Below are 23,122 nucleotides of genomic sequence, written 5' to 3'. Positions count from 1 at the left end.
ATATCAATTTCAGCAATGCATTTCCTGTCATATAGTGGATTTATTCTTAGCAGCACGACACGGCTGCAGAGCCCTTACAATAAGCACAACACGACACATACGGAGTTCTACGATGGCTAATTATTTCAACACTTTGAACCTGCGTCAGCAGTTAGCGCAGTTGGGTAAATGTCGCTTCATGGGGCGCGAGGAATTCGCCGATGAAGCAAGCTACCTCAAAGGTAAAAAAGTCGTCATCGTCGGCTGTGGTGCTCAGGGCCTTAACCAGGGCCTGAACATGCGCGACTCCGGGCTGGATGTCTCCTACGCCCTGCGTGCGGAAGCGATCGCTGAAAAACGTGCTTCATGGCGCAAAGCTACCGAAAACGGCTTCAAAGTTGGTACCTACGAAGAGCTGATCCCGCAGGCAGATCTGGTTGTTAACCTGACGCCAGACAAACAGCACTCCTCCGTGGTTCAGGCCGTTCAGCCGATGATGAAAGACGGCGCGGCGCTGGGTTACTCCCACGGTTTTAACGTAGTCGAAGTTGGCGAAACCATCCGTAAAGACATCACCGTTGTGATGGTAGCGCCGAAGTGCCCGGGCACCGAAGTGCGTGAAGAATACAAACGTGGTTTCGGCGTTCCAACCCTGATCGCCGTTCACCCTGAAAACGATCCGAAAGGCGAAGGTATGGCCATTGCCAAAGCCTGGGCAGCGGCAACCGGCGGCCATCGCGCGGGCGTTCTGGAATCTTCCTTCGTTGCCGAAGTGAAATCTGACCTGATGGGCGAGCAGACCATCCTGTGTGGCATGCTGCAGGCGGGTTCTCTGCTGTGCTTCGACAAGCTGGTGGCGGAAGGTACCGATGCAGCTTATGCTGAAAAACTGATTCAGTTCGGCTGGGAAACCATCACCGAAGCGCTGAAGCAGGGCGGTATTACGCTGATGATGGACCGCCTGTCCAACCCGGCAAAAATCCGTGCTTATGCGCTGTCCGAGCAGCTGAAAACCATCATGGCTCCGCTGTTCCAGAAGCATATGGATGACATCATCTCCGGTGAATTCTCTTCCGGCATGATGGCTGACTGGGCGAATGACGATAAGAAACTGCATACATGGCGTGAAGAGACCGGCCAGACAGCTTTCGAGACTGCGCCACAGTTTGAAGGCAAGATCTCCGAGCAGGAGTACTTCGATAAAGGCGTTCTGATGATCGCAATGGTGAAAGCAGGCGTTGAGCTGGCCTTCGAAACCATGGTTGATGCCGGTATCATCGAAGAGTCAGCCTACTATGAGTCCCTGCACGAGCTGCCGCTGATTGCTAACACCATTGCACGTAAGCGCCTGTACGAAATGAACGTGGTTATCTCCGATACCGCCGAGTACGGCAACTACCTGTTCTCCTACGCCGCTGTTCCTCTGCTGAAAGAGTTCATGACCACTCTGCAGCCAGGCGACCTGGGCAAAGAGATCCCGGCAGCCGCGGTAGACAACGCGCAGCTGCGTGATGTGAACGAAGCAATTCGTCACCACGAAATCGAAAAAGTGGGCAAGAAACTGCGTGGCTATATGACTGATATGAAACGCATTGCTGTTGCTGGCTAATTGATTTGTGAATTGAAAAAGGCGCTCAGGCGCCTTTTTTTGTGCCCGTCATCTTGTCGCCTCTCATTTTATGTAATATTGTAAGTTACATGAAAATGAATAACTCCTTCTCTGCCACTCTCCACATCCTGCTTCACCTGGAGCAGATGGACAAACCGCTGACCTCTGAACAGATGGCCGCTTTTATTGAGAGCAACCCTGCCTTTATTCGTAAAGTGCTTGCCGGTTTGCGAGAAAACAAAATTGTCTGCTCGACCAAGGGCCACCACGGCGGCTGGAAGCTTTGTCGACCGGCCAGTGCGGTTACGCTGCTGGATATCTATCTGGCCTTGGGGTCACCAGGCCTGTTTGCTCTGGGCAACCGTAATGAAAATCCGCAGTGCCTGGTGGAGCAGGGGGTGAATCGGGTGATGTCCGATACCTTCGCGGCAGCCGAAGAGCTGGTACTGGCACGCTTTAAAAGCCTGACGCTGCAGGATATCGGCAGCGAATTTATCAGCTATTTCAATGAAAAGGGGCACAATGAATGATTTCTACTTTAACCAACGATCTGCCGGTCTGCCTGATGATTGCGCTGGCAGCCGCCAGTATTTCGATGACTATCACACAGACTGAACTGTTTGCTGGCTTACGCAGCTGGACGGCAAAAAAGAATGCGATGCTGGGCCATCTATTCCAGTGTTTCTACTGCCTGAGCCACTGGGTTGTTTTTGCCTGTATGCTGGTTTACCGCCCGTATTTGCTTCACAGCGGTATGCCGGTAGTTGACTGGATCATGACGGCATTTATTACCCTCACGCTGACTACTTTCGTAAACGGCATGATTTTTAAGGTGTTCCAGATGGCCGTCGGTACGCATTTGCTGAAGCATGAAGCCCAGCAAACTTTGCAATCGACAAAATAAAAAAGGCCGGGAACCCGGCCTTTAACTCAGTTGCGATACAGCACTTTGATGATGTGGTAGCCGAACTGGGTATGCAGTGGGCCGTAAGGCTCCAGCAGCGGACAGGAGAAGACCACTTTATCGAACGCAGGAACCATCTGGCCCTGACGGAATTCACCTAAGTGGCCGCCTTTTTTGCCGGACGGGCAGGTGGAATGCTTCTTCGCCAGCTTCTCGAAGTCGCCGCCATTTTTCAGCTGCTCCAGAAGGTCCAGAGCCAGTTTTTCTTCCTTTACAAGGATATGCAGTGCTGCCGCGGTTTTTGCCATGATAGTGCCTTGAGTCATGTTGATTACGCTCGCTATACTACCACGCTGTTTTTGTCCCCTCCTGACTTTCATTGAGTGACCTTATGCGTTTAAACCCTGGCCAACAACAAGCCGTCGAATTTGTTACCGGACCCTGCCTGGTTTTGGCCGGGGCTGGCTCGGGTAAAACGCGCGTAATCACCAATAAAATTGCACACCTGATCCGCGAAAGTGGCTATCAGGCGCGCCAGATCGCGGCGGTGACCTTTACCAATAAGGCCGCGCGCGAAATGAAAGAGCGCGTCTCGCAAACGCTTGGGCGCAAAGAAGCGCGTGGGTTGATGATCTCTACCTTCCACACGCTGGGGCTGGAGATTATCAAGCGCGAGTACGCGGCGCTTGGGATGAAATCTAACTTTTCTCTGTTCGACGATACCGATCAGACCGCGCTGTTAAAAGAGTTAACCGAAGGCCTGCTGGAAAATGACAAGGTGCTTCTCCAGCAGCTGATTTCAACGATCTCCAACTGGAAGAACGGTTTGCTGTCTCCGGCTCAGGCTGCCGCGCAGGCGAAGGGCGAGCGGGATCGCATTTTTGCCCACTGCTATGGCCTTTACGACACGCACCTGAAGTCCTGTAATGTGCTGGATTTTGACGATCTCATTTTGCTGCCAACGTTACTGCTGCAGCGTAATGCAGAGGTTAGGGAGCGCTGGCAAAACCGCATCCGCTATCTGCTGGTGGATGAATATCAGGATACCAACACCAGCCAGTACGAGCTGGTGAAACTGCTTGTCGGCGCGCGTGCGCGTTTTACCGTCGTGGGTGACGATGACCAGTCTATTTATTCCTGGCGAGGGGCGAACCCGCAGAATCTGGTGCTGCTGAGCAAAGATTTTCCGGCGCTGCAGGTGATCAAGCTTGAGCAGAACTATCGTTCTTCCCGCCGTATTTTGAATGCGGCAAACATCCTGATCGCCAATAACCCACACGTTTTTGAGAAGCGGCTTTTCTCGGAGCTGGAGCATGGCGCAGAATTAAAAGTGGTGACGGCGAACCATGAAGAACATGAAGCTGAGCGGGTCACCGGCGAGCTTATCGCGCACCATTTTATCAATAAAACCAACTACAAAGATTACGCCATTCTGTATCGCGGTAACCACCAGTCGCGGGTGTTTGAGAAGATGCTGATGCAAAACCGCATCCCGTATCGTATCTCGGGCGGCACTTCTTTCTTCTCCCGTCCGGAGATTAAAGACCTGCTTGCTTACCTGCGCGTACTGACGAATCCGGACGATGACAGCGCATTCCTGCGCATTGTGAATACGCCCAAGCGCGAGATTGGCCCGGCAACGCTGCAAAAACTCGGCGAGTGGGCGATGCAGCGTAACAAAGGCCTGTTTACCGCCAGCTTTGATATGGGCCTGAGCCAGACGCTAAGCGGACGCGGGCTTGAGTCACTGCAGCGCTTTACCCACTGGCTGCAGGATGTTGCTACGCTCGCTGAACGTGAGCCGGTGGCGGCGGTACGGGATCTTATTCACGGTATTGACTACGAAAGCTGGCTGTATGAAACCTCGCCAAGCCCGAAGGCTGCGGAAATGCGTATGAAAAACGTTAACCAGCTCTTCAGCTGGATGACGGAAATGCTTGAAGGCAGCGATCTGGACGAGCCGATGACCTTAACGCAGGTGGTAACGCGGTTCACGCTGCGAGACATGATGGAGCGGGGTGAGAACGAGGAAGAAGCCGACCAGGTTCAGCTAATGACCCTGCATGCTTCAAAGGGACTGGAGTTCCCTTATGTTTACCTTGTCGGCATGGAAGAAGGGATTCTGCCACACCAAAGCAGCATCGACGAAGATAACGTGGACGAAGAGCGCCGTCTGGCGTACGTAGGGATCACGCGGGCGCAAAAAGAGCTGACCTTTACGCTTTGCCGTGAGCGCCGTCAGTACGGCGAGCTGGTAAGGCCTGAACCTAGCCGGTTCCTGCTGGAGCTGCCGCAGGATGATTTAAGCTGGGAAACCGAGCGGAAGGTGGTTTCTGCCGAAGAGCGGATGCAAAAAGGGCAAAGCAATGTGGCTAACATCCGCGAAATGCTGGCAAAAGCACGTAAAAACTAGATTAGTTAACGCTAAGCGGCCAGTGAACGTAGCTCTGCCAGAGTTTTTCCTGTTCCAGCAGTTCGGCACCTAGCGGATGACAGGTAAGCCAGGTCTCCGGTAAGGTCAGATGCAGCGTTTCGCCGTCTGCCTGGAGCTTAATCTCAGGCAGAATATCGTCCCGGCGGCGGTTTGCAAAAATAATCGCCAGGCGTAACAGGCGGCAAAGCCTTTCAGCCACGCGCGGCGGCACCGCATTTTGCTGGTGCAGGGAAGAGAGGTCGACAGGGTTTGTCTGATTGAGCAGCAGCGTTGCCAGCAGCTTTTTCTGCGCTGGTGTATAGCCCGGTAGATCCAAATTCTTAACCAGATAGGCGGCATGCTGCGGAGCATGTTTGAAATCAATGCTCAACCCAATTTCATGCAGCAGGGCACTGCTCGCCAGCATTTGCTGACTGAGGGGGTCAAGTCCCCAGGGTTCTGCTATCTGAGAGGCAAAATTCTGCGCCAGCTGCTCCACGCGAGCGGCCTGGCTGGTGTCCACCATAAAGCGTCTTTGAACGTTGCGAAGCGTTCTCTGGCGAATCTCCTGGTCAACCGCAAGATGCAGCATGCCATAGACCAGCCCTTCACGCAGCGCGCCTCCGGCAAGCGTCATGCATTCAATGTCGAGTTGTTCGAAAATGGCGATAAGAATGGCTAGCCCGCTAGGGAAAACCAGCGCACGCTCCAGCGTGAGACCTTCAATCTCCAGCTCTTCCAGGCGGCCACACTGAATGGCGCGCTGTTTTAGCTGCTGGAGTTTAGCGAGGGTAATGCGTTCGTCCATTCCCTGCGCCATCATGATTTCCTGCAGCGCCTGCACGGTACCCGAAGCACCAACACAGATTTTCCAGCCGTGGCTTTTAAGCTCATCAATCACCGGGCTGAGGACTTCTGCTGCCGCAGCTTCTGCCGCAGCAAAGTTTTCCTGAGCCAGATTTCTGTCACCGAAGAAACGCTCCAGCCAGGTCACACAGCCCATTGAAAGACTGAATAATGAGGTGGTTTGTGCGCCGGTGCCCGTGACCAGCTCAGTACTTGCCCCACCGATATCCACCACCAGGCGTCGATCGTCTCCGCCGGTAGTATGGGCAACGCCCTGATAAATCAGACGGGCTTCCTCTTCGCCGCGAATAACCTGTACCGGACAGCCCAGAATTTGCTGTGCTTTTTGCAAAAAAACATCGGCATTAACGGCAAGACGCAGCGTGGCTGTAGCGACGACGCGAATTTGGTTATGAGGGATATCCTGGAGACGTTCAGCAAATAAGCGCAGGCATTGCCAGCCGCGCTCCATCGCTTCCGGGGAGAGCTCGCACTCGCTATTCAAGCCGGCAGCGAGGCGAACTTTTCGTTTGATGCGGGTCAGGGTTTGTATGCTTCCCGCCACCTCACGCACAACCAACATATGAAAACTGTTAGAACCCAGATCAATTGCTGCATAGAGTGAGGTGGTGCTAAGCATAGATTTTTAACCTGCGCGACGACGATTACCACGAGGAGCACCACCGCGGCGTGGACCGTTGCCTGGGCGGCTACGAGTCAGACGTTTAGGCGGTGGGAACTCATTTAACAGTGCTTCTGCGTTATATTTGCTCACCGGAATTGAGTGGCCAATATAGGTTTCAATCGCCGACAGATTCAGCGCGTAGTCTTCACACGCGAGGCTGATCGAGTGACCGCTTGCCCCGGCACGGCCGGTACGGCCAATACGGTGAACGTAATCTTCGCAGTCGTCCGGCAGATCGTAGTTAAAGACGTGGGTTACGGCCGGGATATGCAGACCGCGAGCCGCAACGTCGGTGGCGACCAGAATGTCCAGATCGCCACGAGTAAACTCTTCCAGAATACGCAGGCGTTTTTTCTGTGCGACATCACCGGTTAACAGGCCAACGCGGTGGCCATCGGCGGCCAGATGACCCCAGATATCTTCACAGCGATGTTTGGTGTTCGCAAAGATGATGGCGCGATCGGGCCACTCTTCTTCAATAAGCGTTTGCAGAAGGCGCATTTTCTCTTCGTTAGAAGGGTAGAAAAGCTCTTCTTTGATGCGGTGGCCGGTTCTCTGCTCCGGTTCAACTTCAACATATTCCGCATTGTTCATCTGCTCAAAAGCAAGCTCACGTACGCGATAGGAAAGGGTCGCAGAGAACAACATGTTCAGGCGCTGGGTAACCGGCGGCATGCGGCGGAACAGCCAGCGGATGTCTTTAATGAAGCCGAGGTCGTACATGCGGTCGGCTTCGTCCAGTACCACAACCTGAATGGCACCTAAGTTAATGTGGTTTTGTTTGGCGTAATCGATCAGGCGACCGGTGGTGCCAATCAAAATATCTACGCCGCTTTCCAGCACTTTCAGCTGTTTGTCGTAGCCGTCGCCGCCATAGGCAAGGCCAAGCTTCAGGCCTGTTGCCTGAGCCAGCGGTTCTGCATCCGAGTGAATCTGTACCGCTAACTCGCGGGTTGGCGCCATAATCAAGGCGCGCGGCTGATTCACCTGGCGGTTCTCAGGAACCGGGTGAGAAAGTAAATAATGGAACGTTGACGTCAGAAACGCCATCGTTTTGCCTGTACCGGTTTGCGCCTGCCCTGCAACGTCACGATTCGCCAGAGTCAGCGGAAGTGCCAGTGCCTGAATTGGGGTGCAGTTATGGAACCCTTTATTTTCAAGGGCTTCAATCACCTTAGGGTGCAGGGCGAAGTCGGAAAACTTCTTTTCGGTCAAATGTGTTTTGCTCATAGTGTGGTAGAATATCAGTTTACTATTGCTTTACGAAAGCACATCCGTTGAAATAAACCGGGTGAAATAAAGTCACCCCAAGTTGGTCAATGCTACACCAACAAGGTAGACATAATCCTGTGGAGTTGAACATGAGCGATAAAATTATTCACCTGACTGACGGCAGTTTCGACACGGACGTGCTTCAAGCTGAAGGGTTGATTCTGGTTGATTTCTGGGCAGAGTGGTGTGGTCCATGCAAAATGATCGCCCCGATTCTCGACGAGATCGCTGATGAATATCAGGGCAAAATCACCGTGGCTAAGCTGAACATCGACCAGAACCCGGGTACGGCGCCGAAGTACGGCATCCGTGGTATCCCAACGCTGCTGCTGTTCAAAAATGGCGAAGTCGCTGCGACCAAAGTGGGCGCGCTGTCTAAAGGCCAGTTAAAAGAGTTCCTCGACGCTAATCTGGCATAATGGAATCTCAGCCGGCGCGTGCCGCACTTGCATTTTTTTGCGAGCTGCTGGACGCCCGGCATCACACATGCTAAGTTACCTATGACTTCGCTTTGAACTTGCCCTTAAGTTTGAATCTTTGTATTACCTTAATGCTTCCCGTTAGCTGTCAAATACACTCTCTTTTACAGCAATCACAACGGACGCATAACCGAATTCGGGCTTATCACCCATTCCGTCTTGTCGTTTCAGTTCTGCGTATTTCCTATGACCAGGCAGCGATCAGACATGTGTGGTAGCCATTAAACAGGCACGGATGACCCTGCCATACCATTCACGAAACTAAGTTCGAGATTTACCCCGAGTTTAAGAACCCACCATTATGAATCTTACCGAATTAAAGAATACGCCGGTTTCTGATCTGATTACTCTCGGCGAAAATATGGGGCTGGAAAACCAAGCCCGCATGCGCAAGCAGGACATCATTTTCTCCATCCTGAAGCAACACGCTAAGAGTGGCGAAGATATCTTTGGTGACGGTGTGCTGGAGATACTGCAGGACGGATTTGGTTTCCTCCGCTCCGCAGACAGCTCCTACCTCGCCGGTCCCGATGACATCTACGTTTCTCCCAGCCAAATCCGCCGTTTCAACCTTCGCACAGGGGATACTATCTCCGGTAAGATTCGTCCGCCAAAAGAGGGCGAACGCTATTTTGCGCTGCTGAAGGTTAACGAAGTTAACTACGACAAGCCGGAAAATGCCCGTAGTAAGATCCTGTTCGAGAACTTAACGCCGCTGCACGCGAACTCTCGCCTGCGCATGGAGCGTGGTAACGGTTCTACCGAAGATTTAACCGCTCGCGTACTCGATCTGGCATCGCCAATCGGTCGTGGTCAACGTGGTCTGATTGTGGCACCGCCAAAAGCGGGTAAAACCATGCTGCTGCAGAACATCGCGCAGAGCATTGCCTACAACCACCCAGACTGCGTGCTGATGGTACTGCTGATTGACGAACGTCCGGAAGAAGTAACCGAGATGCAGCGTCTGGTGAAAGGTGAAGTGGTTGCTTCTACCTTTGACGAACCGGCATCTCGTCACGTTCAGGTTGCGGAAATGGTTATCGAGAAGGCAAAACGCCTGGTTGAGCACAAGAAAGACGTTATCATCCTGCTCGACTCCATCACCCGTCTGGCACGTGCGTACAACACCGTTGTACCGGCTTCCGGTAAAGTACTGACCGGTGGTGTGGACGCCAACGCCCTGCACCGTCCAAAACGCTTCTTCGGCGCAGCACGTAACGTGGAAGAGGGCGGAAGCCTGACCATTATCGCCACCGCGCTTATCGATACCGGCTCTAAAATGGATGAAGTTATCTACGAAGAGTTTAAAGGCACCGGTAACATGGAGCTGCATCTGTCCCGTAAGATCGCGGAAAAACGCGTCTTCCCGGCAATCGACTACAACCGTTCAGGTACACGTAAAGAAGAGCTGCTCACCACCCAGGAAGAGCTGCAGAAGATGTGGATCCTGCGCAAAATCATCCACCCGATGGGTGAAATTGATGCGATGGAGTTCCTCATCAATAAGCTGGCGATGACCAAAACCAACGATGACTTCTTCGATATGATGAAGCGCTCGTAAGCAACAAAAACTCGGGGAACGCCACGCTTAGTCGTGGCGTTTTTCTTTTCTGCTAGATACGATATATAAGCGGCTAATTCCTATAGTTAGCGTTTGGATGGCAATGGATACTACGCCATCTCTTTGAATGTTTATTTGCTAGTAGTATTTGCTGCAGCTTCAGGGAGGAATTTGTGATTAAAACCTGTTTTGCAGAGGAATTTAAAGATGTTGCTGAATATGGTCTTCCATTTTGCCGAGAGCCTTCACTGTGAATTTACTCACCGCTGGAACTGACCTGGTCCTCATTTTTTTATTCACTTTTGCATTCCTTTTCTGTGCGCGAAAAGTTGCTCGCCATATTGGTCTGCTTGATAAACCTAATTTTCGTAAACGCCATCAGGGAGCGGTGCCGCTGGTGGGGGGCATTTCCGTCTTTGCTGGCGTTTGCTTCACCTTTTTGATCGGCAATTATTACATACCGCATCTCTGGCTCTACTTATCCTGTGCCGGAATTCTGGTGCTGGTTGGGGCACTTGACGATCGCTATGACATCAGCGTAAAAATTCGCGCTGCGGTTCAGGCGCTGATTGCGATTGTGATGATGGCTGTAGGTCATCTTCACCTTACCAGCCTCGGCTATATTTTGGGACCATGGGAAATGGTGCTTGGCCCCTTTGGTTATTTCCTGACGCTTTTTGCGGTGTGGGCGGCTATCAACGCGTTCAATATGGTTGACGGTATCGATGGTCTACTGGGCGGACTTTCCTCAGTTTCATTTGCAGCCATAGGGATCATCCTGCTGCTGGATGGCCAGTACAGCCTGGCAATGTGGTGTTTTGCCATGATCGTTGCCATCCTGCCTTACATTCTGCTGAACCTTGGCGTTCTTGGCCGTCGCTACAAAGTGTTTATGGGCGATGCCGGGAGTACGCTACTCGGCTTCACGGTTATCTGGATCCTGCTGGAAACTACCCAGGGCCAAACGCATCCGATAAGCCCTGTTACCGCGCTGTGGATAATCGCTATCCCGCTGATGGATATGATTGCCATTATGTATCGTCGCCTGCGCAAGGGCATGAGTCCGTTCTCTCCGGACCGACAGCACATCCATCATTTAATCATGCGCGCCGGTTTTACTTCACGGCAGGCGTTTGTGCTGATTACGCTTGCCGCAGCGCTGCTTGCAGCCATTGGCGTGGCCGCTGAATATCTGCACTTTATTCCAGAATGGGTGATGTTGGCATTATTCTTGCTAGCATTTGTATTATACGATTTTTGTATCAAACGGGCCTGGAAGGTGGCGCGCTTTATCAGACGTCATAAACGTCGCGTTCGTAGAAACACTAACGTAAACATTTAGTCTGACTTGAATTGGGGAAGCGATGAAAGAGAATGTGCCAGGTAGTTACCCGGCAGTGGAGAACGAGCTGGATATCCGGGGCTTGTTTCGTTCGCTGTGGCAGGGCAAATTCTGGATTATCGGAATTGCCTTTGTATTTGCCCTTATCGCGCTGATTTACACTTTTTTAGCGAAGCAAGAGTGGAGTTCAACGGCGATCACCGACCGCCCAACGGTCAATATGTTGGGGGGCTACTATTCTCAGCAGCAGTTCCTGCGCAACCTCGATGTAAAAGCCAATATGGCCTCGACGGACCAGCCTTCAGTGATGGATGAGGCCTATAAAGAGTTCGTCGTACAGCTCTCTGCCTACGATACCCGCAGGGATTTCTGGTTGCAGACGGATTATTACAAGCAGCGGCAGGTGGGAAACAGCAAGGCCGACGCCGCGCTGTTGGATGAAATCATCGATAATATCCAGTACACCCCTGGCGACAGCGCACGTAATATCAGCGATAGCGTTAAGCTGGTTGCTGAAACCGCTGCGGATGCTAATAACCTTTTGCGTCAGTATGTTGCATTTGCGAGCCAGCGTGCGGCCAGCCATCTTAATGAGGAGCTGACGGGCGCCTGGGCGGCACGTACCATCCAGATGAAAGCGCAGGTTAAACGGCAGGAAGCCGTTGCGCAGTCTATTTACGATCGCAAAGTAAAAAGCGTTGAGCAGGCGCTGAAAATTGCTCAGCAGCAAAATATTACCCGCAGTGAGACGAATGTCCCGGCTGAAGAACTTCCTGATTCAGAAATGTTCATGCTGGGTCGCCCGATGCTACAGGCACGGCTGGAAAGCCTTCAGGCCGTCGGTCCTGATTTTGATATCGACTACGATCAGAATCGGGCGATGTTAAACACCCTGAATGTTGGGCCGACCGTTGATGCTCGTTTCCAAACCTACCGCTATTTACGCACGCCAGAAGAGCCGGTTAAGCGCGACAGCCCTCGTCGTGCATTCTTGCTGATTATGTGGGGTGCGGTTGGGGCGCTTATCGGTGCTGGCGTAGCCTTAGCCCGCCGTCCAAAGGCAGCATAAGCCCTTTGCTGGTGGAGGAGCGATGGAATGCCTCCACCTTATTCAACCTAAGAGAATCACCGTGAAAGTATTAACAGTTTTTGGCACGCGCCCGGAGGCTATAAAAATGGCCCCGCTGGTGGATGCGTTGGCAAAAGACGCGTTTTTTGACGCGAAAGTATGTGTAACGGCACAGCATCGCGAAATGCTGGATCAGGTATTACACCTCTTTTCCATTACGCCAGATTACGACTTGAACATTATGAAACCGGGGCAGGGCTTGACGGAAATTACCTGCCGCATTCTGGAAGGACTAAAGCCTATTCTGGAGTCCTTCAAGCCGGATGTTGTGCTGGTGCATGGCGATACCACCACAACCGTTGCGGCGAGCCTTGCCGCTTTCTACCAGCGTATTCCTGTCGGCCACGTAGAGGCGGGCCTGCGCACTGGCGATCTTTATTCTCCCTGGCCGGAGGAAGCAAACCGTACGCTAACCGGACATCTTGCTACCTGGCATTTTGCGCCAACGGAAAACTCGCGTCAGAATTTGCTAAAAGAAAATATCAGCGATCAAAAAATCTTCGTCACCGGCAATAGCGTCATCGACGCATTGATCTCCGTGCGCGATCGCGTCTTGACTCAGGATGCCGTGCGGCAGGAGATTGAGGCCAAACATACCTTCCTTGATGCCAGGAAAAAAATGATCCTGGTCACCGGGCACCGTCGAGAGAGCTTTGGTGATGGCTTTGAGCGCATTTGCCACGCGCTGGCAAAAATAGCCAGCCAAAACAGCGATGTGCAGATAGTTTATCCGGTGCACCTGAACCCCAATGTCAGCGAACCGGTAAGGCGTATCCTCGGGCATGTCGATAACGTAATACTGATTGAGCCACAGGAATATCTGCCGTTTGTTTATCTGATGAATCGCTCATGGCTGATTCTGACAGACTCTGGCGGGATTCAGGAAGAAGCCCCCTCTCTGGGTAAGCCTGTTCTTGTCATGCGTGAAACTACCGAGCGCCCGGAGGCCGTTGCGGCCGGTACCGTTCGTCTGGTGGGGACGGATGAGGAGAAGATCGTGGCAGAAGTTACCCGACTGCTCCGTGATGAGCAGGAATATAATGCGATGAGTCGCGCCCACAACCCTTACGGTGACGGCGAGGCTTGCAGCCGAATTTTGAATGCCTTAAAACAAAACCAGGTGAAATCATGAATTTTTCCACCCTCTCCGTTATTGGCCTTGGTTATATCGGCTTACCTACCGCTGCGGCGTTTGCTTCACGTAAACGGAAAGTGATCGGCGTAGATATTAATCAGCGGGCGGTGGACACCATTAATCGTGGTGAAATTCATATTGTTGAGCCCGATTTAGACAAGGTGGTAAAAGCCGCCGTTGAGGATGGATTCCTGAGCGCTACGGTACATCCGGTTGAGGCTGATGCTTATCTGATTGCGGTGCCAACGCCTTTTAAAGGCGATCATGAACCGGACATGGTTTATGTCAAAGCTGCCGCAGAGTCCATTGCCCCGGTGCTTAAAAAGGGCGCTCTGGTGGTACTGGAATCGACCTCCCCCGTGGGGGCTACCGAGCAAATGGCCGAATGGCTGGCCACCCTGCGTCCGGATTTGAGCTTCCCTCAACAGGCGGGAGAGCAGGCGGATATCAATATCGCCTATTGCCCGGAGCGCGTTTTACCCGGGCAGGTGATGGTTGAGCTGATCAAAAACGATCGCGTTGTAGGCGGTATGACGCCGGTATGTTCTGCCCGAGCGAGCGAGCTGTATAACATTTTCCTGGAAGGCGAATGCGTTATCACTAATGCCCGTACCGCCGAAATGTGCAAACTGACGGAAAACAGCTTCCGCGACGTCAATATCGCCTTTGCTAACGAACTCTCGCTGATTTGTGCGGACCAGGGCATTAACGTGTGGGAGCTGATTCGCCTGGCCAATCGCCACCCTCGGGTGAATGTGCTGCAGCCAGGACCTGGTGTAGGAGGGCACTGCATCGCGGTAGACCCATGGTTTATTGTGTCGCAAAACCCTGAGCAGGCTCGCCTTATTCGTACCGCTCGTGAGGTTAATGACGGCAAACCTTTATGGGTGATTAGCCAGGTGAAAGCCGCCATTGCTGACTCTCTTTCTGAAACAGGTCGCCGTGCCAGCGAGCTGACCATAGCCTGTTTTGGCCTCGCTTTTAAGCCCAATATCGATGATTTACGCGAAAGCCCGGCAATGGAAATCGCCGAGCAGCTGGCCGAATGGCACAGCGGTAAAACGCTGGTTGTTGAACCTAATATCCAGGCTTTACCACCCAAACTTGCCGAGCATTGTGAATTGACTTCGGTGGAAGCTGCGCTGCAGCAGGCTGATGTGCTGGTGATGCTGGTCGATCATAAAGAGTTTAAGGCTATCCCTGCTGAAAGCGTGCGCCAGCCGTGGATTATCGACACCAAAGGCGTTTGGCGGTAACCGACGATGAGCCTGATTAACGCAAGCCTGTCGCCGCTGGAGTGGGAAAATCGCTTCTTTGAAGTGAACAGCAGCGCAGTTCGTTTTTCTGAAGACGCACCGGCGCTGCAGGTAGAGCAGCTAAAGCGCTGGTCCAGAGTCCAGGCAAAAATTCCAGCGCATCGTACCGATTGGCTGGATGGTCTTCAGCAGCTTGGCTTCCAGCTTGTTGAAGGCGAGGTCGATTTGGCTCTTTGTCCTGGCACGCAAAATGCAGTTGTTTCTGTCGAAATCGCGCAGCCTGAAGATATTCCCATGCTTCGTCAGGCAGCCTCGCAGGCATTCACGCAGAGCCGCTTTCGTACCCCGTGGTACAAGGAGGGCGACAGCGGCCGTTTCTATGCACAATGGATTGAAAATGCCGTACTCGGCACCTTTGACCATCAGTGCCTGCTGCTTAAAAACCGCGGCGAAAATGTAGGTTTTGTGACCTTACGACAGCTGAACGACGTTGAGGCCCGAATTGGCCTGCTTGCCGGGCGTGGCGTAGGCGAAGAACTGATGGCTGCGGCACAAGAGTGGTGTATGCAGCGTGGCCTGCAAACCCTGCGGGTAGCTACTCAGGTGAGCAACACCGCCGCGCTACGTCGCTACATTAAAAGCGGTGCCACGATAGAAAGCACTGCCTTCTGGTTATACAGGTGAAAAAATGATCCCATTTAACGCTCCGCCGGTTGTAGGTACAGAACTCGAATACATGCAGGCCGCCATGGGCAGCGGCAAACTGTGCGGAGATGGCGGCTTTACCCGTCGCTGTCAGCAGTGGATGGAGCAGCGTTTTGGCTGCAAGAAAGTTCTGCTAACGCCGTCCTGTACCGCGTCGCTGGAAATGGCTGCAATTTTGCTTGATATCAAGCCGGGCGACGAAGTGATTATGCCGAGCTATACCTTCGTTTCGACGGCGAATGCCTTCGTGCTTCGCGGCGCTGTTATTGTGTTTGTGGACGTGCGTCCGGACACGATGAATATCGACGAAAGCAAAATTGAAGCGGCGATCACCGAAAAAACACGGGCTATCGTGCCTGTTCATTACGCAGGTGTGGCCTGTGAAATGGACACTATTATGGCCATCGCGAAAAAACATAATCTGTTTGTGGTGGAAGATGCCGCTCAGGGCGTAATGTCGACTTATAAAGGTCGTGCGTTAGGTGCTATTGGCCATATCGGTTGTTTTAGTTTCCATGAGACTAAAAACTATACCGCCGGTGGCGAAGGTGGAGCGACGCTGATCAACGATCCTGCGCTGATTGAGCGCGCAGAAATCATTCGCGAGAAAGGCACCAACCGCAGCCAGTTCTTCCGTGGGCAGGTGGATAAGTATACCTGGCGCGATATCGGCTCAAGCTACCTGATGGCTGATTTGCAGGCGGCTTATCTTTGGGCGCAGCTCGAGGCGGCTGAGAAAATTAACCAGCAGCGTCTGAAGCTGTGGCAAACCTATTACGATGCGCTTGCGCCGCTGGCAAAAGCCGGACGTATCGAACTGCCGACAATCCCTGAAAACTGCGTGCAGAATGCGCATATGTTCTACATCAAACTGCGTGATATTGAAGACCGCAGCGCGCTGATCTCATACCTGAAAGAGGCGGAGATCATGGCCGTGTTCCACTATATACCGCTGCACGCCTGCCCTGCAGGCGAGAAGTTTGGTCGTTTCCACGGAGAAGACCGCTTCACGAGCCGTGAAAGCGAGCGTCTGCTCCGCCTGCCGCTGTTTTATAACCTGTCGGCGGTGAACCATCGCACCGTTATCAATACGCTACAAAGTTACTTCGCCTGATATGTCGTTAGCTAAAGCTTCAGTGTGGACCGCGGGGTCCACGCTGGTAAAAATTGGCGCCGGTTTGCTGGTGGTGAAAATGCTGGCCGTTGCCTTTGGCCCTTCTGGCGTAGGGCTTGCCGGTAATTTCCGTCAAATGGTGACCGTGCTGGGCGTGCTTGCCGGGGCGGGTATTTTTAACGGCGTCACCAAATATGTCGCCGAACATCATGACAACCCGGAGCAGCTAAAGCGGGTGCTTGGCACTTCCTCGGCGATGGTGCTGGGATTTTCTTCGCTGTTAGCGGTGATATTTGTTTTTGCCGCACGGCCAATTAGCATCGGGCTGTTTGGCCATGCTGATTATCAAAACCTGGTGCGCCTGGTGGCGCTGGTCCAGATGGGCATCGCGTGGGCAAATCTGTCGCTGGCCGTTATGAAGGGGTTTCGCGACGCAGCGGGTAACGCCCTGGCGTTGATTGCCGGTAGCGTTATCGGCGTGCTGGCTTATTATGCGTGTTATCGTTTTGGCGGTTACCAGGGGGCGCTGTTAGGCCTGGCTCTGGTGCCCGCCCTGGTCGTTATCCCGGCCGCCGCCATGCTCGTCAGGCGTGAGTATGTCCCGCTGAGCTATCTGAAACCGAGCTGGGATAAACTGCTGGCCAGCCATCTTGGCAAGTTTACGATCATGGCGTTGATCACCTCAGTCACACTTCCTGTGGCCTATGTGATGATGCGAAATCTGCTGGCGGCGCATTACGGCTGGGATGAGGTCGGTATCTGGCAAGGGGTAAGCAGCATTTCAGATGCTTATCTGCAGTTTATTACGGCCTCTTTTAGCGTTTACCTGCTGCCGACGCTTGCCCGCCTGAAAGAAAAAAGCGCTATTACGCGTGAAATTGCGCGTTCGCTAAAATTTGTTCTGCCTGCCGTGGCAGCAGCAAGCCTGACAGTCTGGCTGCTGCGTGATTTTGCTATCTGGCTGCTGTTTTCACCGAAGTTCATCGCTATGCGGGATCTGTTTGCCTGGCAGCTTGTCGGTGACGTGTTGAAGGTGGGGGCCTATGTGTTTGGCTATCTGGTCATCGCGAAGGCATCGCTGCGTTTTTATATTTTGACTGAAATCAGTCAGTTTGCCCTGTTAACCGGCTTTTCACGCTGGCTGATACCGGCGCATGGCGCGCTGGGTGCTGCCCAGGCCTACATGGCAACCTACATTGTTTATTTTGCGCTCTGCTGTGGCGTTTTCCTTATTTATCGTAGACGAGCATGACAACACTGATCCACGTATTGGGATCTGACATCCCGCATCACAATCAGACGGTATTACGTTTCTTTAACGACGTTCTGGCCGCCACAACGCCTCATGCCCGCGAATTTATCGTGGCGTCCGGGGATAGCGCTTTGCTGTCCGCTTTTCCTGCGCTGTCGATTACGGTTTGTCCTTCGAAACAGGCCATTGCCGCAGAGGTATTGGCTAAGGCGCGGGCTGACCGCCGGCAGCGCTTCTTTTTCCACGGACAGTTTAATGGCAGCCTCTGGATAGCATTGTTAACCGGCGGCCTGAAACCAGAGCAGATGAACTGGCATATTTGGGGCGCGGATCTTTATGAGGTTTCCCGAAGCCTCAAGTTTCGACTCTTCTATCAGCTGCGTCGGTTTGCTCAGGGGCGCGTAGGCCGCGTTTTTGCCACGCGTGGAGATTTAAGCTACTTCCATCAGCGCCATCCGAGTGTGCCTGGCGAGCTGCTGTATTTCCCGACCCGTATGGATCCAGCCTTGAATGCAATGGCTGTCGATAGTGAACGTAGCGGTAAGCTGACGCTGCTGGTGGGAAATTCTGGCGATCGCAGTAACCAGCATGTTGATGCGCTCAAGGCCATCCATAAGCAGTTTGGCGACACGGTTCGCGTTGTCGTGCCGATGGGCTACCCGGCGAACAACGAAGCCTATATCGCGGATGTGCAGCAGGCTGGCAGCGCTTTGTTTAGCCCTGATAACCTCCAGGTGCTGACGGACAAAATTGAATTCAATGAATACCTGGCGCTGCTGCGTCGGTGCGATCTCGGCTATTTTATTTTTGAGCGCCAGCAGGGTATCGGCACGCTGTGCCTGCTGATTCAGGCAGGGATCCCCTGCGTCTTGAACCGTAAAAACCCGTTTTGGCAGGATATGGTCGAACAGCATGTTCCGGTGCTGTTTACCGAAGATGTGCTCGATGAAGCAACCGTGCGGGAAGCTCAGCGCCAGCTACGTCTGCTGGATAAGCAAAACATCGCTTTCTTTAACCCTAACTATATCGATGGGTGGCATCACGCGTTGAGCGCCGCGGCAGGAGAGCTGAAATGAGTCTGGCGCAATTTGGCGGATTATTTGTCGTCTGGTTCCTGTCGGTTGGGTTTATTGGGCTATTGACGTATCAGGAGTTTCGCCGCGTACGCTTTAACTTCAACGTCTTCTTTTCGCTGCTTTACCTGCTGACCTTTTTCTTCGGCTTTCCGTTTACCTGCACCCTGGTGTTCCGCTTCGGGGTATCGGTGGTGCCGGCTGATGTGCTGCTGCAGGCTCAGCTTGCGGCAGCCTGTTTCTACGGTATCTATTATGTGGCGTATAAAACCCGCCTCAGGGCCAGAGTCGGGCGTAGGGAGCGCCGTCCGTTGTTTACCATGAATCGGGTTGAGACGCACCTGACCTGGCTGATGCTGGCGCTGGTGGCGCTGGTCAGCGTCGGCATATTCTTCGCCCATAACGGCTTCCTGCTGTTTAAACTGCATTCGTACAGCCAAATTTTCTCCAGCGAAGTGTCAGGCGTGGCGCTCAAACGCTTCTTCTACTTCTTTATTCCCGCGATGCTGGTGGTGTACTTCCTGCGTCAGGACGGGCGCGCCTGGATCTTCTTCCTGGTCAGTACCGTCGCGTTCGGTCTGCTGACCTACATGATTGTGGGCGGGACGCGCGCCAACATTATCATCGCTTTCGCCATCTTCTTGTTTATCGGCATTATTCGCGGCTGGATTTCTCTCTGGATGCTGGCGGCCGCAGGCGTACTGGGGATTGTGGGGATGTTCTGGCTGGCGCTTAAGCGTTACGGCCTTAACGTCAGCGGGGATGAAGCGTTTTATACCTTCCTCTACCTGACCCGCGATACCTTCTCTCCGTGGGAAAACCTCGGCCTGCTGCTGCAAAATTACGACAAGATCGAGTTCCAGGGGCTGGCGCCGATTATTCGTGATTTCTACGTATTCATCCCCGGCTGGTTATGGCCAGATCGCCCGAGCACGGTGTTGAATACCGCGAACTACTTTACCTGGCAGGTGCTTAACAACCATTCGGGGCTGGCGATTTCACCGACCTTAATTGGCTCACTGGTCGTCATGGGCGGCGTGTGGTTTATCCCTCTCGGCGCGGTAGTCGTTGGGCTGATTATCAAATGGTTTGACTGGCTGTACGAGCTGGCGAACGGGGAGAGTAACCGCTATAAAGCGGCGATAATCTACGCATTCTGCTTTGGCGCTATTTTCAACATGATCGTTCTGGCTCGCGAAGGGCTGGATTCCTTTGTTTCCCGGGTCGTGTTCTTCCTGGTCATTTTTGGCGCCTGTCTGGTTGTGGCAAAACTACTTTATTGGCTTTTTGAAAGCGCAGGTCTTATTCATCAGCGCCTTCGTCGCGTGCCTGCCTCTACGGCCGACGCGCAAAATGCATGACAAGGATATTCATGAACAACTCTATTGAAGCTCCATCCTATACCCTGCGTGGCCTTGACCTGCTCGGATGGCGGGATATGCAGCATGCGCTGGATTACCTTTATGCGGGGGGTAATTTGCGGCAGGGGACGCTGGTGGCGATCAATGCTGAAAAAGTCCTTACCGCCGAGGATGATGAGCAAATTCGTGGCCTTATTGCCGCTGCGGAATACAAATATGCCGACGGAATAAGCGTCGTTCGCTCCATCCGTAAAAAATACCCTGAAGCCGTTGTTAACCGCGTCGCCGGAGCCGATCTCTGGGAAGCGTTGATGCAGCGGGCCGGTCAGGAAGGCACTCCAGTGTTTTTGGTCGGCGGAAAGCCCGACGTTTTGGCGCAGACCGAGGCGAAGCTCCGGCAGCTTTGGCAGGTCAATATTGTAGGCAGCCAGGACGGGTATTTTACGGACGAGCAGCGGCAGGCCTTGTTTGAGCGCATCCGCGATAGCGGCGCCGGGATTGTCACGGTGGCTATGGGGTCGCCGCGCCAGGAGATCCTGATGCAGGCTTGCCGGAAAGTGCATCCTCATGCGCTCTATATGGGCGTTGGCGGGACGTATGACGTCTTTACCGGTCGCGTAAAACGAGCGCCAAAGGTTTGGCAAAACCTCGGCCTGGAGTGGCTATACCGCCTGCTTTCACAGCCCACCCGTATTAAACGCCAGCTGCGGCTGCTGCGCTATCAGCGTTGGCACCTGACCGGCAAACTCTAAACCTTCCAGCGCGCTCATCCGGGCGCGCTTTGCTTTTCCTGCGCGATTTTCAACCACTCTTATTCCAATTTGTTACGCAGTTATTTGTAATTTTATAAAAAATGCGGAACCATTGCGCCCACTCGATGCAGTGCCGTAGTGATGTTGCGCCAGCAAATCCCTTGCCGACGCTGCATGGCCTGTTATTGAACCTGGCATCAACCAAACACAATAACCGGTAAAAACCGGAGTAAAGCAAATACAACACAGAGGATTTATGGCAGAGAAAAAAGCTGAGCTGCAGCGCGGGCTGGAAGCCCGACACATCGAACTTATCGCCCTGGGAGGGACCATTGGTGTTGGCCTGTTTATGGGCGCCGCCAGTACCCTCAAATGGGCCGGACCGTCGGTATTGCTGGCGTACATTGTCGCGGGCCTGTTCGTGTTCTTCATCATGCGTTCAATGGGAGAGATGTTATTCCTTGAACCCGTAGCCGGCTCTTTTGCCGTCTACGCACACCGCTATATGAGCCCCTTTTTCGGTTACCTGACGGCCTGGTCATACTGGTTTATGTGGATGGCGGTCGGCATCTCCGAAATAACGGCGATTGGCGTCTATGTTCAATACTGGTTCCCCGATCTGCCGCAGTGGTTGCCCGCTATTTTTGCCGTCGGGCTGGTGGCGTTAGCGAACCTGGCCGCGGTACGCCTCTATGGCGAAATAGAATTTTGGTTTGCGATGATTAAAGTCACCACCATTATCGTGATGATCGTCGTTGGCCTTGGCGTTATCTTTTTCGGTTTTGGCAACCATGGGCAGGCAACGGGTTTTAGCAACCTGACCGAGCACGGCGGCTTCTTTGCCGGAGGCTGGAAAGGGTTTCTGACCGCACTGTGTATAGTCGTAGCATCCTATCAGGGCGTGGAGCTTATCGGCATCACCGCCGGTGAAGCGAAGAATCCGCAGGTCACTCTGCGCAGCGCCGTGGGTAAAGTGCTGTGGCGTATTCTGATTTTCTATGTGGGTGCGATTTTCGTTATCGTGACTATCTTCCCATGGAACCAGATTGGCACAACCGGCAGCCCATTTGTGCTGACCTTTGCGAAGATTGGTATTACGGCAGCGGCGGGTATTATCAACTTTGTTGTTCTGACGGCGGCATTGTCAGGCTGTAACAGCGGGATGTACAGCTGCGGGCGCATGCTGTATGCGCTGGCTAAAAACCGCCAGCTGCCGGCTAAGATGGCTACCGTTTCTCGCAGCGGCGTGCCGGTGGTGTGCGTGGCTGTTTCCATCGGTATTTTACTGCTCGGCTCCTGCCTGAACTACATCATTCCCAACCCGCAGCGCGTCTTCGTTTACGTCTATAGCGCCAGCGTATTACCCGGCATGGTACCGTGGTTTGTGATCCTCATTAGCCAGATCCGCTTCCGTAAGGCACACCGTGAGGCTATTGCCAGCCATCCGTTCCGTTCAATCCTCTTCCCCTGGGCTAACTACCTGACCATGGCGTTCCTGGTGTGCGTTCTGGTGGGCATGGGGCTGAACGACGAGACGCGAATGTCGCTGACGGTTGGCGTTGTTTTCCTGGCTGCGGTGACGCTGGTTTATAAGGTGTTTGGCCTGAATAAGCATGCCGTTAGTGAAAAACTGAACGGATAAGCATCAGGATGCGCAAAGCATAACCAAACGCGCAGTTTTGCGAGTATTTTATTGAAATAACCACTAGACAGCTGAGCACGAAGCCCGTATTATCCGACCCCGCAACGGCGCTACGCGCCCGTAGCTCAGCTGGATAGAGCGCTGCCCTCCGGAGGCAGAGGTCTCAGGTTCGAATCCTGTCGGGCGCACCATTTTATAATGGCGCTAGAGCTGCGGTGGTATTATGTACCGCGTGAAAGTTTTACAGTGGTGGCTATAGCTCAGTTGGTAGAGCCCTGGATTGTGATTCCAGTTGTCGTGGGTTCGAGTCCCATTAGCCACCCCATTAATTTAGATGTATGCGAAGGTGGCGGAATTGGTAGACGCGCTAGCTTCAGGTGTTAGTGTTCTTACGGACGTGAGGGTTCAAGTCCCTCTCTTCGCACCACACCTAAATTAATCAGCAGTAAAAGCAGTATTTCGGCGAGTAGCGCAGCTTGGTAGCGCAACTGGTTTGGGACCAGTGGGTCGGAGGTTCGAATCCTCTCTCGCCGACCAATTTTAAAAAGCCCTTCTGAAGAAGGGTTTTTGCTTTCAACCCCGAGCCGTAAAAGGTTACAGGTAGTTTGAAGGC

General features: G+C 53.2%; 20 protein-coding genes and 4 tRNA genes. 21 read left to right on the top strand and 3 right to left on the bottom strand.

Features of this window, described 5'->3' with window-relative positions:
• Positions 1–112: 112 nt before the first annotated feature.
• From ilvC to EL098_RS21670, 3 genes are all read left to right on the top strand, one after another.
• On the top strand, positions 113–1,588 hold the full coding sequence (gene ilvC, locus EL098_RS21680) for a ketol-acid reductoisomerase (RefSeq protein WP_126358045.1): 1,476 nt from the start codon (positions 113–115) through the stop codon (positions 1,586–1,588).
• Between the two features lie 89 nt (positions 1,589–1,677).
• The gene (locus EL098_RS21675; protein WP_126358044.1) at positions 1,678–2,118 is read left to right on the top strand and encodes an RrF2 family transcriptional regulator; all 441 of its coding nucleotides are present in this window, start codon (positions 1,678–1,680) and stop codon (positions 2,116–2,118) included.
• On the top strand, positions 2,115–2,492 hold the full coding sequence (locus EL098_RS21670; protein ID WP_126358043.1) for a DUF1360 domain-containing protein: 378 nt from the start codon (positions 2,115–2,117) through the stop codon (positions 2,490–2,492). Before EL098_RS21675 ends, EL098_RS21670 begins: the two co-directional genes overlap by 4 nt.
• Before the next feature lie 26 nt (positions 2,493–2,518).
• On the opposite strand, the gene ppiC is transcribed toward EL098_RS21670, so the two are convergent.
• Positions 2,519–2,800, bottom strand: a complete 282-nt coding sequence (gene ppiC / locus EL098_RS21665; protein WP_008455569.1) for a peptidylprolyl isomerase PpiC — start codon at positions 2,798–2,800, stop codon at positions 2,519–2,521.
• An 83-nt stretch (positions 2,801–2,883) separates the two neighbouring features.
• Between ppiC and rep the strand changes: the two genes are divergently transcribed.
• Positions 2,884–4,905, top strand: coding sequence for a DNA helicase Rep (gene rep / locus EL098_RS21660; RefSeq protein ID WP_126358042.1), 2,022 nt, complete (start codon positions 2,884–2,886; stop codon positions 4,903–4,905).
• A 1-nt stretch (position 4,906) separates the two neighbouring features.
• Here the strand turns inward: rep and gppA are convergent, their stop codons facing one another.
• Together gppA and rhlB are read right to left on the bottom strand one after the other, a co-directional pair.
• Positions 4,907–6,391, bottom strand: coding sequence for a guanosine-5'-triphosphate,3'-diphosphate diphosphatase (gppA, locus tag EL098_RS21655; RefSeq protein WP_126358041.1), 1,485 nt, complete (start codon positions 6,389–6,391; stop codon positions 4,907–4,909).
• Positions 6,392–6,397: 6 nt separating this feature from the next.
• Positions 6,398–7,666 (bottom strand): ATP-dependent RNA helicase RhlB, encoded by a 1,269-nt coding sequence (rhlB, locus tag EL098_RS21650; RefSeq protein ID WP_061278190.1) that lies wholly within the window; start codon positions 7,664–7,666, stop codon positions 6,398–6,400.
• A gap of 131 nt (positions 7,667–7,797) precedes the next feature.
• Here rhlB and trxA point away from each other — a divergent pair, with 131 nt between their 5' ends.
• The 17 genes from trxA to EL098_RS21565 all read left to right on the top strand — a co-directional run bounded on the left by trxA (position 7,798) and on the right by EL098_RS21565 (position 23,046).
• Positions 7,798–8,127 carry a thioredoxin TrxA gene (gene trxA, locus EL098_RS21645; protein ID WP_008455560.1) on the top strand — a complete coding sequence of 110 codons (330 nt, stop codon included), beginning with the start codon at positions 7,798–7,800 and terminating at the stop codon, positions 8,125–8,127.
• 361 nt (positions 8,128–8,488) lie between these two features.
• Entirely contained in the window at positions 8,489–9,748 is a 1,260-nt protein-coding gene (gene rho, locus EL098_RS21640; RefSeq protein ID WP_126358040.1) for a transcription termination factor Rho, read from the top strand.
• Between the two features lie 250 nt (positions 9,749–9,998).
• Complete coding sequence (gene wecA, locus EL098_RS21635; RefSeq protein ID WP_126358039.1) at positions 9,999–11,090, top strand: UDP-N-acetylglucosamine--undecaprenyl-phosphate N-acetylglucosaminephosphotransferase; 1,092 nt, start codon at positions 9,999–10,001, stop codon at positions 11,088–11,090.
• Positions 11,091–11,112: 22 nt separating this feature from the next.
• Entirely contained in the window at positions 11,113–12,159 is a 1,047-nt protein-coding gene (wzzE, locus tag EL098_RS21630) for an ECA polysaccharide chain length modulation protein (protein WP_126358038.1), read from the top strand.
• A gap of 61 nt (positions 12,160–12,220) precedes the next feature.
• The gene (gene wecB / locus EL098_RS21625; RefSeq protein ID WP_126358037.1) at positions 12,221–13,351 is read left to right on the top strand and encodes a non-hydrolyzing UDP-N-acetylglucosamine 2-epimerase; all 1,131 of its coding nucleotides are present in this window, start codon (positions 12,221–12,223) and stop codon (positions 13,349–13,351) included.
• A complete protein-coding gene (wecC, locus tag EL098_RS21620) occupies positions 13,348–14,610 on the top strand; it encodes a UDP-N-acetyl-D-mannosamine dehydrogenase (protein WP_126358036.1) in 1,263 nt (420 codons plus the stop codon). The genes wecB and wecC overlap by 4 nt, the downstream gene beginning before the upstream one ends.
• Before the next feature lie 6 nt (positions 14,611–14,616).
• Positions 14,617–15,294, top strand: coding sequence for a dTDP-4-amino-4,6-dideoxy-D-galactose acyltransferase (gene rffC / locus EL098_RS21615; protein WP_126358035.1), 678 nt, complete (start codon positions 14,617–14,619; stop codon positions 15,292–15,294).
• Positions 15,295–15,298: 4 nt separating this feature from the next.
• Positions 15,299–16,429: a dTDP-4-amino-4,6-dideoxygalactose transaminase gene (rffA, locus tag EL098_RS21610; protein ID WP_126358034.1), complete on the top strand. Its 1,131-nt coding sequence runs from the start codon at positions 15,299–15,301 to the stop codon at positions 16,427–16,429.
• 1 nt (position 16,430) lies between these two features.
• Entirely contained in the window at positions 16,431–17,681 is a 1,251-nt protein-coding gene (gene wzxE, locus EL098_RS21605; protein WP_126358033.1) for a lipid III flippase WzxE, read from the top strand.
• Positions 17,678–18,757 carry a TDP-N-acetylfucosamine:lipid II N-acetylfucosaminyltransferase gene (locus EL098_RS21600; protein WP_126358032.1) on the top strand — a complete coding sequence of 360 codons (1,080 nt, stop codon included), beginning with the start codon at positions 17,678–17,680 and terminating at the stop codon, positions 18,755–18,757. Before wzxE ends, EL098_RS21600 begins: the two co-directional genes overlap by 4 nt.
• Positions 18,754–20,115: an ECA oligosaccharide polymerase gene (gene wzyE, locus EL098_RS21595; protein WP_126358031.1), complete on the top strand. Its 1,362-nt coding sequence runs from the start codon at positions 18,754–18,756 to the stop codon at positions 20,113–20,115. The genes EL098_RS21600 and wzyE overlap by 4 nt, the downstream gene beginning before the upstream one ends.
• 11 nt (positions 20,116–20,126) lie before the next feature.
• The gene (wecG, locus tag EL098_RS21590) at positions 20,127–20,867 is read left to right on the top strand and encodes a lipopolysaccharide N-acetylmannosaminouronosyltransferase (RefSeq protein WP_126358030.1); all 741 of its coding nucleotides are present in this window, start codon (positions 20,127–20,129) and stop codon (positions 20,865–20,867) included.
• A gap of 256 nt (positions 20,868–21,123) precedes the next feature.
• On the top strand, positions 21,124–22,509 hold the full coding sequence (gene thrP, locus EL098_RS21585; protein WP_126358029.1) for a bifunctional threonine/serine APC transporter ThrP: 1,386 nt from the start codon (positions 21,124–21,126) through the stop codon (positions 22,507–22,509).
• Between the two features lie 114 nt (positions 22,510–22,623).
• Positions 22,624–22,700 (top strand) — tRNA-Arg (locus EL098_RS21580).
• 58 nt (positions 22,701–22,758) lie between these two features.
• Positions 22,759–22,834: transfer RNA gene (locus EL098_RS21575), tRNA-His, on the top strand.
• A gap of 15 nt (positions 22,835–22,849) precedes the next feature.
• A tRNA-Leu gene (locus EL098_RS21570) sits at positions 22,850–22,936 on the top strand.
• A 33-nt stretch (positions 22,937–22,969) separates the two neighbouring features.
• A tRNA-Pro gene (locus tag EL098_RS21565) sits at positions 22,970–23,046 on the top strand.
• Positions 23,047–23,122: the final 76 nt, after the last annotated feature.

This window comes from Cedecea lapagei (assembly GCF_900635955.1).
GTDB classification, from domain to species: Bacteria; Pseudomonadota; Gammaproteobacteria; order Enterobacterales; family Enterobacteriaceae; genus Cedecea; species Cedecea lapagei.
Note: the sequence above shows the minus strand (reverse complement) of the source record. Positions and strands in the feature narration are given on the sequence as shown.

Excerpts from the sequence above, each read along its gene's own strand:
- ilvC (WP_126358045.1), top strand. The coding sequence starts at position 113 with ATGGCTAATTATTTCAACACTTTGAACCTGCGTCAGCAGTTAGCGCAG.
- EL098_RS21675 (WP_126358044.1), top strand. The coding sequence starts at position 1,678 with ATGAAAATGAATAACTCCTTCTCTGCCACTCTCCACATCCTGCTTCAC.
- EL098_RS21670 (WP_126358043.1), top strand. The coding sequence starts at position 2,115 with ATGATTTCTACTTTAACCAACGATCTGCCGGTCTGCCTGATGATTGCG.
- ppiC (WP_008455569.1), bottom strand. The coding sequence starts at position 2,800 with ATGGCAAAAACCGCGGCAGCACTGCATATCCTTGTAAAGGAAGAAAAA.
- rep (WP_126358042.1), top strand. The coding sequence starts at position 2,884 with ATGCGTTTAAACCCTGGCCAACAACAAGCCGTCGAATTTGTTACCGGA.
- gppA (WP_126358041.1), bottom strand. The coding sequence starts at position 6,391 with ATGCTTAGCACCACCTCACTCTATGCAGCAATTGATCTGGGTTCTAAC.
- rhlB (WP_061278190.1), bottom strand. The coding sequence starts at position 7,666 with ATGAGCAAAACACATTTGACCGAAAAGAAGTTTTCCGACTTCGCCCTG.
- trxA (WP_008455560.1), top strand. The coding sequence starts at position 7,798 with ATGAGCGATAAAATTATTCACCTGACTGACGGCAGTTTCGACACGGAC.
- rho (WP_126358040.1), top strand. The coding sequence starts at position 8,489 with ATGAATCTTACCGAATTAAAGAATACGCCGGTTTCTGATCTGATTACT.
- wzzE (WP_126358038.1), top strand. The coding sequence starts at position 11,113 with ATGAAAGAGAATGTGCCAGGTAGTTACCCGGCAGTGGAGAACGAGCTG.
- wecC (WP_126358036.1), top strand. The coding sequence starts at position 13,348 with ATGAATTTTTCCACCCTCTCCGTTATTGGCCTTGGTTATATCGGCTTA.
- rffC (WP_126358035.1), top strand. The coding sequence starts at position 14,617 with ATGAGCCTGATTAACGCAAGCCTGTCGCCGCTGGAGTGGGAAAATCGC.
- rffA (WP_126358034.1), top strand. The coding sequence starts at position 15,299 with ATGATCCCATTTAACGCTCCGCCGGTTGTAGGTACAGAACTCGAATAC.
- wzxE (WP_126358033.1), top strand. The coding sequence starts at position 16,431 with ATGTCGTTAGCTAAAGCTTCAGTGTGGACCGCGGGGTCCACGCTGGTA.
- EL098_RS21600 (WP_126358032.1), top strand. The coding sequence starts at position 17,678 with ATGACAACACTGATCCACGTATTGGGATCTGACATCCCGCATCACAAT.
- wzyE (WP_126358031.1), top strand. The coding sequence starts at position 18,754 with ATGAGTCTGGCGCAATTTGGCGGATTATTTGTCGTCTGGTTCCTGTCG.
- wecG (WP_126358030.1), top strand. The coding sequence starts at position 20,127 with ATGAACAACTCTATTGAAGCTCCATCCTATACCCTGCGTGGCCTTGAC.
- thrP (WP_126358029.1), top strand. The coding sequence starts at position 21,124 with ATGGCAGAGAAAAAAGCTGAGCTGCAGCGCGGGCTGGAAGCCCGACAC.